Annotated in this window: 14 protein-coding genes; 6 read left to right on the forward strand and 8 right to left on the reverse strand. The window is 62.7% G+C overall.

All coding sequences use genetic code 11. The features are described 5' to 3' along the window. Window positions 1-50 precede the first annotated feature (50 nt). From hflK to AMC99_RS10935, 3 genes are all read left to right on the forward strand, one after another. A complete protein-coding gene (gene hflK / locus AMC99_RS10925) occupies window positions 51-1,223 on the forward strand; it encodes a protease modulator HflK (protein WP_061926484.1) in 1,173 nt (390 codons plus the stop codon). Between the two features lies 1 nt (window position 1,224). Then, a complete protein-coding gene (gene hflC / locus AMC99_RS10930) occupies window positions 1,225-2,058 on the forward strand; it encodes a protease modulator HflC (RefSeq protein ID WP_061926486.1) in 834 nt (277 codons plus the stop codon). 179 nt (window positions 2,059-2,237) lie between these two features. Further along, window positions 2,238-3,755: a DegQ family serine endoprotease gene (locus tag AMC99_RS10935; protein WP_061927948.1), complete on the forward strand. Its 1,518-nt coding sequence runs from the start codon at window positions 2,238-2,240 to the stop codon at window positions 3,753-3,755. 80 nt (window positions 3,756-3,835) lie between these two features. On the opposite strand, the gene AMC99_RS10940 is transcribed toward AMC99_RS10935, so the two are convergent. From AMC99_RS10940 to AMC99_RS10960, 5 genes are all read right to left on the reverse strand, one after another. Beyond that, window positions 3,836-6,034: a transglycosylase domain-containing protein gene (locus AMC99_RS10940; RefSeq protein ID WP_061926488.1), complete on the reverse strand. Its 2,199-nt coding sequence runs from the start codon at window positions 6,032-6,034 to the stop codon at window positions 3,836-3,838. A gap of 112 nt (window positions 6,035-6,146) precedes the next feature. Beyond that, entirely contained in the window at window positions 6,147-6,557 is a 411-nt protein-coding gene (gene msrB / locus AMC99_RS10945) for a peptide-methionine (R)-S-oxide reductase MsrB (RefSeq protein ID WP_061926490.1), read from the reverse strand. A gap of 10 nt (window positions 6,558-6,567) precedes the next feature. Continuing rightward, window positions 6,568-7,239, reverse strand: coding sequence for a glutathione S-transferase family protein (locus tag AMC99_RS10950; RefSeq protein ID WP_061926492.1), 672 nt, complete (start codon window positions 7,237-7,239; stop codon window positions 6,568-6,570). A gap of 88 nt (window positions 7,240-7,327) precedes the next feature. Next, the gene (locus AMC99_RS10955; RefSeq protein WP_157058309.1) at window positions 7,328-7,762 is read right to left on the reverse strand and encodes a hypothetical protein; all 435 of its coding nucleotides are present in this window, start codon (window positions 7,760-7,762) and stop codon (window positions 7,328-7,330) included. Between the two features lie 79 nt (window positions 7,763-7,841). Next, the gene (locus AMC99_RS10960; protein WP_061926497.1) at window positions 7,842-8,207 is read right to left on the reverse strand and encodes a hypothetical protein; all 366 of its coding nucleotides are present in this window, start codon (window positions 8,205-8,207) and stop codon (window positions 7,842-7,844) included. Between the two features lie 72 nt (window positions 8,208-8,279). Here AMC99_RS10960 and AMC99_RS10965 point away from each other — a divergent pair, with 72 nt between their 5' ends. Next, complete coding sequence (locus tag AMC99_RS10965) at window positions 8,280-8,654, forward strand: VOC family protein (RefSeq protein WP_061926499.1); 375 nt, start codon at window positions 8,280-8,282, stop codon at window positions 8,652-8,654. 13 nt (window positions 8,655-8,667) lie between these two features. On the opposite strand, the gene metW is transcribed toward AMC99_RS10965, so the two are convergent. Further along, window positions 8,668-9,273 carry a methionine biosynthesis protein MetW gene (metW, locus tag AMC99_RS10970; protein ID WP_061926501.1) on the reverse strand — a complete coding sequence of 202 codons (606 nt, stop codon included), beginning with the start codon at window positions 9,271-9,273 and terminating at the stop codon, window positions 8,668-8,670. Further along, window positions 9,270-10,379, reverse strand: coding sequence for a homoserine O-acetyltransferase MetX (gene metX / locus AMC99_RS10975; RefSeq protein ID WP_061926503.1), 1,110 nt, complete (start codon window positions 10,377-10,379; stop codon window positions 9,270-9,272). Before metX ends, metW begins: the two co-directional genes overlap by 4 nt. A 67-nt stretch (window positions 10,380-10,446) precedes the next feature. Here metX and hisC point away from each other — a divergent pair, with 67 nt between their 5' ends. Both hisC and AMC99_RS10985 read left to right on the forward strand, forming a co-directional pair. After that, the gene (gene hisC, locus AMC99_RS10980; RefSeq protein WP_061927950.1) at window positions 10,447-11,562 is read left to right on the forward strand and encodes a histidinol-phosphate transaminase; all 1,116 of its coding nucleotides are present in this window, start codon (window positions 10,447-10,449) and stop codon (window positions 11,560-11,562) included. Continuing rightward, complete coding sequence (locus AMC99_RS10985; protein ID WP_061926505.1) at window positions 11,559-12,476, forward strand: prephenate/arogenate dehydrogenase family protein; 918 nt, start codon at window positions 11,559-11,561, stop codon at window positions 12,474-12,476. Before hisC ends, AMC99_RS10985 begins: the two co-directional genes overlap by 4 nt. Here the strand turns inward: AMC99_RS10985 and AMC99_RS10990 are convergent. After that, the gene (locus AMC99_RS10990) at window positions 12,422-13,069 is read right to left on the reverse strand and encodes a CPBP family intramembrane glutamic endopeptidase (RefSeq protein WP_232301400.1); all 648 of its coding nucleotides are present in this window, start codon (window positions 13,067-13,069) and stop codon (window positions 12,422-12,424) included. The two genes, AMC99_RS10985 and AMC99_RS10990, sit on opposite strands and share 55 nt — an antisense overlap. Between the last annotated feature and the right edge of the window lie 73 nt (window positions 13,070-13,142).

The raw sequence follows: 13,142 nt of genomic DNA on the forward strand, positions 1-13,142 counted from the left end.
CGCGCACGCCACCCCCTGTTTTTCGCAGAATGGCTACCTATAAGGGTTTTATGGAGATCTTTGACGGGTTCAGAAAATCAATCGGGCTGGCGATGGCTGGCGGAAAAAGCCCCTGGGGCGGCAAGGGAGAAGGCGGTTCGTCCGATGGCGGCGACGGTGGCGGCGAAGCCCCGCGCGGCGACGACGGCAACGGCCCTCGCAATCCCTGGCTACCTGGCGGTGGCGGCGGCAGCGACAGCGGCAAACGCCGTTCTGCCAACATCGAGGACATCTTCAAGAATCGCGGTCCGGAAGGGCCACGGCGTCGCGGAGGCGGTGGCCCGCGCGGCCCCAACCTGCGCCTGCCCGAACGTCCCGGCGGCAAGAGCTGGCTGCCTGTCATCGCCGTCGGCATCCTTGCCCTGTGGCTGCTCACTTCGAGTGCACATCTGATCGGCCCGCAGGAAAAGGCGGTGGTAAAGCGGTTGGGTAATTACAGCCGCACGCTGGATTCGGGCCTGCAGTTCTCGCTGCCCTTCCCGATCGAGACGGTCGAAGTCGAAAATGTGGAAGGGGTGCGCCCCATCCGCATTCCAGGCAATGACAAGGCGGCCAAGTTGATCCTTACAGGCGACCAGAACCTGGTCGACCTAAGCTACGTCGTACGCTGGAACATCAAGGACCTCGAAACCTACAAGTTCCGCATCGTCGACCCCGAACAGACGGTCAACGAAGTTGCCGAAGCCGCCATGCGCGCGGCTGTGGCGGAAAAGGAACTGGACGAGACTTTCTCTGGCCAGGGCCGTGCCGCAATCGAGCAAGACGTGAAAAACCGGATGCAGACCAAGCTGGACCTGTACCAGGCCGGCATTCGCGTCCTCGGTGTTGAAATCGAAAAGGCCGACCCGCCGAGCCAGGTGGTCGATGCATTCCGCGACGTGCAGGTTGCCGAACAGAATGCCGACGCGGCGCGCAACCAGGCACAGGGCTATGCCCAGCAGGTGCTCGCGCAAGCGGAAGGTGAAGCCGAGGCGTTCGACAAGGTGTACGAGGAATATCGCCTCGCCCCGCAGGTCACCCGCCAGCGCCTCTATTACGAAACCATGGAGCGCGTCCTGAGCAAGACCGACAAGACCATTGTCGAAGCGCAGGGCGTTACGCCCTACCTCCCGCTCCCCGAAATCCGCCGCCGAGCCAAGGAGGCGCAGCCCGCAACAACCGTAACAGCACAGGGAGGACAGTAAGATGCAGCGTTTCCTGCAAGACCAGAAACTGACCTTCATCGCGCTGGTGGTGGTCGTGATCGGCCTCTTCATGAGCGCGTATGTCGTGCCGGAAGAAGAACAGGTCGTCCGCGTGCGCACGGGTAACCCGATTGGCGTTGCCAACATGGTGGGCAGCGACAAGGGGCCGGGCCTCTATTTCCGGGCGCCTTTCGTCGACCGGCTCGTCCGCATCGAACGACGCCTGCTCGACCTCGAAATGCAGAACGAGGAAGTCCTTTCCAACGACCAGCAGCGCCTGCTCGTCGATGCCTTCGCCCGTTTCCGCATCGTCGACCCTGTCCGCATGGTCGAACGTGCCGGCAGCACCGATGGCGTCCGCGTTGCGCTCGAACCCATCCTCAACTCCGTGCTGCGCCAGGAATTGGGCCGCCGGACCTTTCAGGCGATGCTGACCGCCGAACGCGGCTCTGCGCTCGACAATGTGCGCCGCAATCTCGACCGCCAGGCACGCCAGTACGGTGCCGAAGTAGTGGACGTGCAGATCACGCGCACCGACCTTCCCGAAGCGCCTCTGCAATCGGCGTTCCAGCGGATGGAATCGGATCGTCAGCGCGAAGCCCGCACCATCCGTGCACAGGGCGGCCGCGACGCGCGCATCATTCGCGCAAATGCTGATGCAGAAGCTGCCCGGATCTACGCAGAAAGCTTTGGCAAGGATGCCAACTTCTACGATTTCTACCGCGCCATGCAGAGCTATGATGCGACCTTCGCCGCCGAAAATGGCGATGCGGCAAGCAGCATCATCCTGTCGCCCGATAACGAATATCTGCGGCAGTTCCGCGGCCGACGGTAATCAGGCAGCGTTAGGCTCGATTGGACCGACGAACGGTTGAATCGGTGCTGCCGACTACATGTGTTGTTCAATCGCCGTTCAGTCCGCGAGGGCGTAAAATGGCACCCGTTTGAGCATCACCAGCGGCAGGCCTGCGGGCGTGCCGATTGTTTGAAGAGTAATGAGAGGACGTGAAGCCTGTGCGATACGTTTATGGACTGAGTACTGCACTGCTCCTTGGCGGAGCGACCGTTTCGCTGGTCACCGGCCAGCCGGCAGGTGCGCAAGTCGCGCAAAACGACCAGAGCCAGATGGCCCGCGTGGTGCCGCAGCAGGGCGCACCCGAAAGCTTCGCCGACCTGACCGCCCAGCTCCAGCCCGCGGTGGTCAACATCGCGACGCGGCAGCGGATCGAAGTCAGCGCAAACCCCTTCGCCGGCACGCCGTTTGCCGACATGTTCGGCGGGCGCAACAGTCGCCAGCCGACCACGCGAGAGGCGCAATCGCTGGGTTCGGGCTTCATCATTTCGGCAGACGGCTACGTCGTCACGAATAACCACGTGATCAACCCGCCCGGCACGCGTGCGACGCTGGAAGAAATCACCATCACCATGCCCGATGGTTCGGAATATGCAGCCGAACTGATCGGCGCCGATGCTGCATCGGACCTCGCCGTGCTCAAGATCGAGAGCAGCAAGGCGTTTCCCTTCGTCACTTTCGGCGACAGTTCGAAAGCCCGTCCCGGCGACTGGGTGGTGGCCATCGGCAACCCCTTCGGCCTGGGCGGCACCGTAACTAGCGGTATCGTTTCGGCTGTCTATCGCAACACCGGTTCGGGCGGCGCATACGACCGCTACATCCAGACCGATGCCAGCATCAACCGCGGCAATTCGGGCGGTCCGCTGTTCGACATGCAGGGCAATGTGATCGGCATCAACAATGCGATCTTCTCACCTTCGGGCGGTAGCGTCGGCATCGGTTTTGCTATCCCTGCGGAAATCGCCGCGCCGATCGTTGAGCAGCTGCGCGCCGGCGAGGAAATCGAGCGCGGCTTCCTCGGCGTCAGCATCCAGCCGGTAAGCGACGATCTGGCCGATTCCCTCGGCCTGCCGACCAATCGCGGCGAATTCGTCCAGTCGGTGCAGAAGGATGGTGCCGCCGAACGTGCAGGCATCAAGGCTGGCGACATCGTGACCAAGATCAACGGCAAGGAAGTGACGAACGAGCAGACGCTGTCCTTCCTCGTCGCCAACATCAAGCCGGGCACCCGCATCCCGATCGAACTGTATCGCGAAGGCGAGCGCCGCACGGTCACCGCGACCGTGGGCAAGCGTCCGACCGAAGAAGAGCTGCGCCAGCAGCAGATGTTCGATCCCGATGCCGAGCCCGAGCAGGCACCGCAGGCCGATAGCGGCGCAATCGAGGAAAGCCTGGGCCTTCAGGTAATCCCGCTCACCACCGAGATCGCGCGCCAGCTGGGCGTCAGCGATGATACGTCGGGCCTGGTGATCTCGGCAGTCGATCCCAATGCCGACGCGGCGCGCAAGGGCCTGCAACGCGGCGATATCATCCTGTCGGCCAACTACAAGCCGATCGGTACGTTGGCCGATTTCGAAGCCGTTCTCGCAGAAGCGAAGAAGGAAGGGCGCGAGGCGATGCTGCTGCGCATCCAGCGGCGCGGCCAGCCGGCAAGGTACCTGCCGATCCGCATGCGCTGATCGATCAGCAGTCAACCATATGAAAGGGGCGCCCCTGCCAATCGGCGGAGGCGCCCTTTTTCTTTGCCTGATGCGGAAGTCTATTCGCGCCTTGTGTCTGCCGGGCGAATGGTTCGCGGCATTGGGGGTGGCGGCGGCTCCTGCGGCAATCGCTGTCCGGTCGCGCGCTCGAGAAAATCATCGCTCGCGGCCTGGCCCCCTTCGTTGCGAGTGCCCTGCCCCTGCTGCGGTCGTAGCGCCTCACCCGGCAATTGTTCGCCTTCGACCGGGAACGGCTGTTCGCCCGGTTGCTGTTCGCGGCGTCCCGGTTCGATCAGATTGCCCTGCTCGTCGATGAAGTAATAGTCGTCGGGATCGCCGAAGAAATACTCGTCATCGGGCTCGAGCTGCCACTCGGGCAGTTGCAGCTCGGTGTCGAACTCCTCGACCGGGCGATCCTTCACCGCATAGCGCATGTATGCGGCAAACGCCTGAGCGGGCGCGCGCCCGCCCTGAAGGCCGGAAACCGCCTTGTTATCGTCACGGCCCATCCACACGCCGGTGGTGATGCCGGAAGAAAATCCGACGAAATACCCATCCTTGTTCGAACTGGTCGTGCCGGTCTTGCCGGCGACGGGGCGGCCGATCTGCGCCGCCTTGCCCGTTCCTGTGTTGACCGCAGTCTGGAGCATGTCGGTCATGCCTGCCGCGACGTAATCGGCCACGAGCTTGCTCGCCCGCGGTTTTTCGTGCCGGTAGATCGTTTCGCCGTCAGAGGTCACGACCTTGGTGATGCCATAGGGTTCTACCGAAACCCCCTTGGCCGACACCGCAGCAAACGCCCGCGTCATGTCGATCAGGCGGACTTCGGACGAACCCAGGACCATCGAGGGATAGGTCGAGATGGACGTCGTGATGCCGAAGCGCCGGGCCATGGAGGCGACGGTGCCAAAACCGACCTCGTTGCCCAGCTGTGCCGCGACGGTATTGATCGAATAGGCAAAAGCGGTGCGCATGTTGATTTCGCCCGCATTGCGGCCGCTCGAATTGCGCGGGCTCCAGCCATCGATGGTGACCGGCGTGTCGACCACCTTGTCCTCGGGCGTGTAACCGGCCTCCAGCGCCGCCAGATAGACGAACAGCTTCCACGCCGAGCCCGGCTGGCGCATCGCATTGGTCGCACGGTTATAGTTGGTCTCGACGTAATCGGTGCCTCCGACCATCGCCAGGATCGCCCCGTCGCGGTCGAGGCTGACCAGCGCCCCTTGCGCCCCGCCGGGCGTGTTGGACTTGATCGATGCGGTCGCGGCCTGTTGCATGCCGACGTCGATCGTCGTCCAGACCTCGATCGGCTCGAAAGTTTCGGGCAGAAGTATGTCGAGCTGCGGCAATGCCCAGTCGGTGAAGTAGCGGACCGAATTCTCGCTCTTGCTCTTCTTCAGCTTGACCGAATCGACATCGACGTTCGCCTCTGCCGGGGTGATGTAGCCCTGCTGCTCCATCAGCATCAGCACGACCCGAGCGCGGCCCACGGCGGCATCGACATCGGCGGTCGGGGAATAGCGCGAAGGCGCCTTCACCAGGCCTGCGATAATTGCTGCCTCTGCCGTCGACAGGTCGGTCGCCGGATGGCTGAAGAAATTACGGCTGGCGCTGTCGATGCCATAGGCACCGCCGCCGAAATACACCTTGTTGAGATAGAGTTCGAGGATCTGCTCCTTCGAAAACTTCCATTCCAGCGCCATGGCGAGGATCGCCTCGCGCGCCTTGCGGTCGAGCGAGCGGTTGTTGTTCAGGAACACGTTTCGCGCCAGCTGCTGCGTGATCGTGGATGTCGCCTGCAGCCTGTCGTTGCCCGTCGCCCAGACATAGACGGCGCGGGCAAGGCCGATGGGATCGACACCGAAGTGCGAATGGAAACGACGGTCCTCGACCGCCACCATCGCATTCTTCATCGAGTCAGGGATTTCGTCGGATTCGAGCCACTCGCCATAGCTCGGCCCGAGTTCCACGATCTCCGTCCCGTCACGTGCACGAACGAGGATCGTCTGCGCGTTCTGCGTCGCCCTCAACTGGTAGTAACTGGGGATCGATCGCGCCGCGAAACCGACGGCAACGCCTATGAAGATCGCCCCAACGAGCGCAGCAAGCGCGCCCCAGAGGAACAGGCGGCGAACCCATTTGGCGAAGGTCGAGCGTCCTTCATGCCCCTTCCCGCCGCCGCCGGACTTGCGGCTGCTCTTGCGGCTTTCGGCTTCATTGGCACGCTGCGATGCTACACGGCGACTGCCGCGTTTCATCCGCATTTGCGCTCCGCGTTTAGAGGTCACCGGCTACCCATCGATTGCTAACGCCAACATCGCTTCGCGGTGCATAGGCAAGTTGTAACCCGGCGTGAACGGTCAAACGCCGTCAGTCCGCATCTTTCGGCTCGAAGTCGAGCGAGAGCGAATTGATGCAATAGCGCATGCCGCCCTGATCGCTCGGACCGTCGGGGAAGACATGGCCCAAGTGCCCGCCGCATTCCTTGCACAGGACTTCGGTCCTGATCATGCCGAACGACATGTCGCGGCGTTCCTCGACCTTGTCGCCTTCCGCCGGCTTGGTGAAAGCCGGCCAGCCGCAACCGCTGTTATATTTCGTGTCGCTCTCGAACAGGACAGTGCCGCAGCCCGCGCAGGTATAGGTGCCTTCTTCGTAGTGCTTGTCGTACTGGCCGGTGAATGCGCGTTCCGTCCCTGCTTCGCGCAGCACGTGATATTGCTCCGGCGTCAGCCGCTCGCGCCATTCGGCCTCGGTCAGGTTTTTCGTATCGTCGGCCATGACGCGCTCCTCAAATATCGATTTCAGCGTAGTGCGGCGGCGGCTGGATGACCTCCATCCGTTCGGTTAGCAAAGGGCGGAAACTGGGGCGACTCTTGAAAACCGCATACCAGCCGCGCGTCTGTTCGTGCCCCGCCCAGTCGATGCCGCCGAGATAGTCGGCGACAGAGATCTGCGCGGCAGCCGCCAGGTCGGCGAGGCTCATCTGCGAGCCCGCCAGCCACGGACGATTATCAATCAGCCAGTCCATGTAGTCGAGGTGGCCGTGGGCCAGCTTCATCGCCTGACGCAAGGCTCCGGAATCGGGCGGCTGGCGCAGCACAATCCGCTTCTTCATCCGTTCGGACAACAGCGGTGCCGTAACATCGGCATAGAAATTTTCGTCGAAGAGCGCGACGAGGCGGCGGATTTCCGCACGATTGATCGACGATCCGTTGATCATCGGCGCCTTGTCGACGGTCTCCTCGAAATATTCGGCGATGGCGCGACTGTCGGCCAGCACGAGGTTGCGCTCGTCATCGACGAGTACCGGCGTGCGCCCTGCGGGGTTCAAATCCCAGAAGGCGTCGCCTGCTGCCCAGGGGTCTTCACGCACGAGCTCGAAAGGCACGCTCTTTTCGCCCAGAAGCAGGCGAATCTTGCGGCTGAACGGACAGAGCGGGAATTGATAAAGGCGCCACATGCTGGTCCGGTCTCATGCCCGAACCTTGGCGGCGCGTCCACCAGTTCTCTCGTGTAAAATCAGCCGCCTGCTCACAGGCGACGTTCGCTCACTGGTTGGCGTCGACCTGCTTACCCATTTCCTTCGCCCATTCTTCGAGGGCAGGGGCGAGCTTCTGCGCTGAAACGCCCATTTGGGCGAGGATTCCCATCATTTGCGGGACACGGTCTGCGATCTGACTGGGAATTTCCTGTGCGCGGGGTCCGGCATAATCGGCAAGCCGAGCATCGGGATTATCAACCTCGACCGGCTCTCCGGTGACATTGCCGACAGCATCGGCCAATGGGCCGATAGGCATCTGCATCAGCATGTATCCCATCGCCTCGACCATCCCGGCAAGCCGTTCCTGCTCTGCCGGATCGCCGAGCTTGTCGGTCAGCGCCTGCACGTCCGCACCGCTTCGCGGTTCCTCTGCAACGGCGGGTGCCGAGGCAAGGGCTGCAAGCGTAAAGGCGACGATCGGGAGTGTTCGAATTGGACGCATGGCGACCTCCGGCTGTTCGGACAATGCGGCAGAAGTCTTGACCGCAAAACCATTAGCGGTCGCTGAACGTCGGCTAATTTCAGGTGCCTGAAGAGCCCATCATGACGAGGCATGAGGGCATGACCTTGTCGACCTCTCCGCTGTCCCACAGGCGCTGGGCTTCAGCCGAAACCAGTGCCGAAATCCCGTCACGGTCCAGCCCGGTGCGGTCCATCAACCCTGCCAGGGCGCGGACGAAAAACTCCTGACCACTGGTGCCGATTTCGGGCCAGCGGCGTGCGTCCTCGTTCCCGATTTCCTGGCCATGCGCCACGATCGCCAGCGCGGCCGAACAGCGCAGCAGGCCGCGATCTTCGAGCGACAGGGTTGTCGGGGCCGGATCCGCTTGAACTGCGGCGGATGGGTCAGCCTGCATCATCAGCAGGGCGAGAATTTCAGCAATCATGCGCGGAACCTATAGCAGCAAGGATGAACGCCGTGCTACGACGATGCGAAAGCAAAAAAGGAGAGAGTGCCGATGTACAGTCACATGATGGTCGGTTCGAACGATATCGAACGATCCAAGAAATTTTATGACGCCACTTTCAAGGCGATGGGCGGCCGCGAGGGCATCAAGGACGACAAGGGTCGCCTGATGTATCTCCACAATGGCGGCGCATTCCTCGTCACACCTCCGATCGACGGGAAGCCCGCAACCCACGGCAATGGATGCACCATCGGTTTCGCCATGACGCCTGAACAGGCGGATGCCTGGCATGCGGCAGGCGTCGAAGCCGGCGGCACCGCGATCGAAGATCCGCCGGGCGAACGCCCCGGTTCGGGCATGTATCTCGCATACCTGCGCGATCCCGACGGCAACAAGCTTTGCGCCCTGCACCGCCTGGGTTCGTAAAGACCTTCAGGCCCTAGCGGCTGATCTGGAATACGGCGAATTCGGCGCGCCAGTTGGCGCCCGGATCGCCTATTTCGCGGCCCTTGTTGAAGAACCAGCTGTCCTCGACGCGAACGTCTTTCTGCGCCAGCAATTCGCGGAAATCGCCGATCGTCACGTTGTGGATGTTCTTCGTTTCATACCAGCTGATCGGCATCGAACGCGTCACGGGCATCCGCCCGCCGAACATCAGTGCAGACCTGATGCGCCAGTGAGCGAAATTCGGAAAGCTGACGAAGGCCTGACGACCCACCCGCAATAGCTCGTCCAGCATCCGGTCCGGTCGTTCCGCCGTTTGCAGCGTCTGGGAAAGGATTGTGTAGTCGAAAGCCTTGTCGGGATAGTCGGCAAGGTCGCGATCGGCATCGCCCTGGATCACCGATAACCCGCGCGCGACGCACTTCTCGACCTGCTCCGGATCGATCTCGATCCCGCGGGCATCGCACCCTTTCTGCGTTTCGAGCACTTCCATCAGGTCACCGTGACCGCACCCGATGTCGAGCACGCGGCTGCCAGATGTAACGCGGTGCGCAATCACCGCGAGGTCGGGACGAAGCCCCCAAGTCACAGGTGCCGTCATGGCTGCACCCCGGTCAGAAAGCCATCAACCACGCGGTCGAGGGCTGGAACGTCCAGCAGGAAGCTGTCGTGGCCGTGCGGGGCGCTGAGTTCGACGAAGCTGACCGGCGCCCCTGCGGCGTTGAGCGCATGGACGATATGGCGGCTCTCGGCCGTGGGATAGAGCCAGTCGCTATCGAAGCTGACAAGGCAGAATCGTGCCGTCGAACCTGCGAATGCATCGGCCAGCCTGCCGCCGTGCTCCTCCGCGAGGTCGAAATAGTCCATTGCGCGGGTGATATAGAGATAGCTGTTGGCGTCGAAGCGCTGGGTGAAACCGCTGCCCTGGTACCGCAGGTAGCTTTCGACCTGGAAATCGGCGTCGAAGCCGAAGCTTTTGGCCTCCCGGTCCTGCAGGCGGCGGCCGAACTTCTCGGTCAGCCCTTCTTCCGAAAGATAGGTGATATGCGCTGCCATGCGCGCAACCGACAAACCATTGTCGGGCGACCTGCCGGTGCCGTAGTAATTGCCGTCCTGCCAGTTGGGGTCGGCCATGATCGCTTGCCTGCCGACCTCGTGGAAGGCGATGTTCTGTGCCGAATGGCGCGCCGTCGAAGCGATCACCAGCACCCTTTCGGCACGCTCGGGAAAATTGGCAGCAAGGCTAAGTGCCTGCATCCCGCCCATGGATCCGCCGACGACGCTGTGCAGCCTTTCGATGCCCAGCACATCCAGCAGCGCCACCAGACCGCGCACCATGTCGCGGATCGTGATGACCGGAAAGCGCATCGCGTGCGGTTTTCCGTCGCTTGCCAGGCTGGCAGGTCCGGTCGACCCCATGCAGCTGCCGATGACATTCGCGCAGATGACGTGAAAACGATCGGTGTCGATCGGCTTTCCCGGGCCGACCATGCGGATCCACCACCCGGGCTTGCCGGTAACGGGATGGTCGGAAGCGACATACTGGTCACCGGTCAGTGCATGGCAGATGAGGATCGCGTTCGACCGGTCGGGCGCCAGCACGCCATAGGTCTCGTATGCGATTTCGACGCCGGAGAGCGCCTGTCCGCTGTCGAGCGGCAGGTCGGCATCCAGCCGGAGTATGGTCGAGGCGGTCGTGGTCGACATGGGCGATGCGGCTTGGGCGAGCGCGGCGAGACTGTCAATTCTGCTGTTTTTCGCGCGCGAATGCGGTATGCGCGCCGCCGGTATGAGCAAGCGCCCCGAAGTGAAACCATGGATCCTCGGTATCCATGCCTATGTGCCCGGCAAATCGCAGTCGCCGGAGGGGCGCCCGCTGGTCAAATTGTCGGCCAATGAAAATCCTTTGGGGACGAGCGAGGCCGCTCTTCAAGCGCGTTCGGCAGCTTCCAGCCCGGCGGACTATCCCGACCCCGGATCGAACGCGCTGCGGGCCGCGATCGGCGAGTTGCACGGTATCGATCCCGCCCGGATCGTTTGCGGCACCGGATCCGACGAACTGCTCAACCTCGCTGCCCAGGCCTTCGCTGGTCCGGGCGATGAGGTTCTGTTCAGCCGCTTCAGCTTCTCGGTTTACGACATCGCCGCGCGCCGCTGCGGAGCGACGCCAGTCGAAGCACCGGACAAGGATTATGCCACCGATGTCGATGCGCTGCTGACGGCCGTCACAGATCGAACGCGGGTGGTTTTCGTCGCCAATCCGAACAATCCGACCGGAACCTATCTCTCGCAATCGGACATTGCGCGCCTTCACGCCGGGCTACCAGCAGAAGTGCTGCTGGTCGTCGACCAGGCCTATGCCGAATACCTGGCACCGGAAGAGGACGATGGCGGGCTGGCGCTAGCAGCCGTTCACGAGAACGTCCTTGTCACCCGTACCTTTTCGAAGATTTACGGCCTTGCCGGTGAGCGCATTGGGTGGGCGACCGGTGCGCCCCACCTGATCGACGCCCTAAATCGCATTCGGGGCCCCTTCAACGTGACGATTAGCGGGCAAGCCGCAGCCATCGCGGCAGTGGCCGACCAAGCGTTCGTCGAACGCAGCCGCGAGCATAACAGGGCGGAACTGACACGTTTCACCACCGCCATCGAAGCGCTCGGCAACCATGGCCTGCGCCCTGTACCGAGCAAGGCGAACTTCCTGCTCGTCCTGTTCGAAGGCGATCTGACTGCCGAACGCGCCCTGGGCGAAATCGCAAATGCAGGATATGCCGTGCGCCACCTGCCCGGCCAGGGCCTGCCGCATGCACTTCGCATCACGATCGGGCGATCCGGCGACATGGACGAAATCATCAAGGTGCTTCGCCGCCTGACCGGAGAAAGCGCATGACCATCCAACGCGTTGCCATCATCGGCCTGGGCCTGCTCGGCAGTTCGATAGCGCGCGCCGTTTCCCAGTTCATTCCCGAGATTGCCACCCACGGCTTCGACGCCGATGCCGCAGTTCGCGAACGCGCTGAAAAGCTGGGCCTGGTGGGCACGATGCACGAGACCGCTTCGGGAGCCGTGGCAGAAGCCGACTTGGTCATCTTGTGCGTGCCGGTGGGCGCGATGGCGAGTGCCGCACGCGAAATTGCCGATGCTCTGCCCGATGGCGCCATCGTCAGCGACGTCGGTTCCTCGAAGCAGAGCGTCCTCGACGATCTGTCGGCAGCACTGCCCGGTCGAACGATCATTCCCGCGCACCCTGTCGCCGGGACCGAGCAGAGCGGCCCCGACGCCGGTTTCGCAAGCCTGTTCGGAAACCGCTGGTGTATCCTGACCCCGCCCAAGGATGCCGACGAAGCAGCGGTCGCGGCGTTATCCGATTTCTGGACGCGCCTTGGCGCGCGCATAGAAATCATGGACCCCGAACACCACGATCTGGTGCTCGCCGTGACCAGCCACATTCCGCACCTCATCGCCTATACGATCGTCGGCACGGCCAGCGATCTGGAAGATGTGACGCGCGGCGAGGTGATCAAGTATTCGGCAGGCGGCTTCCGCGACTTTACCCGGATCGCCGCATCCGACCCGACCATGTGGCGCGATGTGTTCCTGCACAACAAGACCGCCGTGCTCGAGATGCTGGGGCGCTTCACCGAGGATCTGACCGCCCTGCAACGGGCCATCCGTTCAGGCGACGGCGAAACGCTGCACGAACTCTTCAGCAGGACACGGGCTATCCGCCGCGGCATCATCGAGGAAGGTCAGGACGATGCAGCGCCCGACTTTGGCCGCAAGGACCATGGCTCTGCCGGCTGACGTTGCGGAACAAACAGCATGAGCGCGAAGATCAGCAGGTGCACCCCTGCTGTTGCCAGCCTCGACAGATCCTGACCAACGTCGGGCAGTTGGAATAACTGGTCATAGAACACGATCGCCAGGTTCCAGCCCCAATGTAGTGCCACCGCCGCCCAGAGGTTTTGCCAGCGCCAGCAGGCCGCAGCATAGGCCAGTCCAAGGCAGAATAGCCGGATTTGCTCGGTGATACCCCAATCGAATCGCCAAAGGTGGTTCACCGTGTAAAGCAGCGCACTCGACACAATGAACAGGGCCGGCCCCAGCTTTACCGGAAAAACTCGGAACAGGAATCCGCGCGTCAGGATGTCCTCCGTCACCGATGGCACAAGCGTCGTAATTAGCGCGAGCATGATGCCAGGCAGGGCAAGGCGAGGATCGAATTCGCCGACACCTCCCGTCATCCAGAGGCTTGCCGCCTTCGCCATGAACGCCATCGTCATGAGTGCCAACGCGACCGGGACGATGCGTCTCAATCCATGAAGGCCATAGGCGGCATATCCCTTGCCGCCCAACCAATGCCCGAGCGGCCACGCAGCAGTGAATGCCACCAGCATCAAGGCGGGACCGACCCAGTGGCCGGGTGCAATAATCGTCTGCAAGCCCTCGGACGCCTGATATAACAGGGCC

This window comes from Altererythrobacter epoxidivorans (assembly GCF_001281485.1).
GTDB lineage: Bacteria > Pseudomonadota > Alphaproteobacteria > Sphingomonadales > Sphingomonadaceae > Erythrobacter > Erythrobacter epoxidivorans.

Bases quoted from the DNA above. Each gene is read 5' to 3' on its own strand.
- msrB (WP_061926490.1), bottom strand. From the start codon at position 6,557: ATGGCCGACGATACGAAAAACCTGACCGAGGCCGAATGGCGCGAGCGG.
- AMC99_RS10990 (WP_232301400.1), bottom strand. From the start codon at position 13,069: ATGCTGGTGGCATTCACTGCTGCGTGGCCGCTCGGGCATTGGTTGGGC.
- metW (WP_061926501.1), bottom strand. From the start codon at position 9,273: ATGACGGCACCTGTGACTTGGGGGCTTCGTCCCGACCTCGCGGTGATT.
- AMC99_RS10985 (WP_061926505.1), top strand. From the start codon at position 11,559: ATGACCATCCAACGCGTTGCCATCATCGGCCTGGGCCTGCTCGGCAGT.
- metX (WP_061926503.1), bottom strand. From the start codon at position 10,379: ATGTCGACCACGACCGCCTCGACCATACTCCGGCTGGATGCCGACCTG.
- AMC99_RS10955 (WP_157058309.1), bottom strand. From the start codon at position 7,762: ATGCGTCCAATTCGAACACTCCCGATCGTCGCCTTTACGCTTGCAGCC.
- AMC99_RS10940 (WP_061926488.1), bottom strand. From the start codon at position 6,034: ATGAAACGCGGCAGTCGCCGTGTAGCATCGCAGCGTGCCAATGAAGCC.
- AMC99_RS10960 (WP_061926497.1), bottom strand. From the start codon at position 8,207: ATGATTGCTGAAATTCTCGCCCTGCTGATGATGCAGGCTGACCCATCC.
- AMC99_RS10965 (WP_061926499.1), top strand. From the start codon at position 8,280: ATGTACAGTCACATGATGGTCGGTTCGAACGATATCGAACGATCCAAG.
- hisC (WP_061927950.1), top strand. From the start codon at position 10,447: ATGCGCGCCGCCGGTATGAGCAAGCGCCCCGAAGTGAAACCATGGATC.
- hflC (WP_061926486.1), top strand. From the start codon at position 1,225: ATGCAGCGTTTCCTGCAAGACCAGAAACTGACCTTCATCGCGCTGGTG.
- hflK (WP_061926484.1), top strand. From the start codon at position 51: ATGGAGATCTTTGACGGGTTCAGAAAATCAATCGGGCTGGCGATGGCT.
- AMC99_RS10950 (WP_061926492.1), bottom strand. From the start codon at position 7,239: ATGTGGCGCCTTTATCAATTCCCGCTCTGTCCGTTCAGCCGCAAGATT.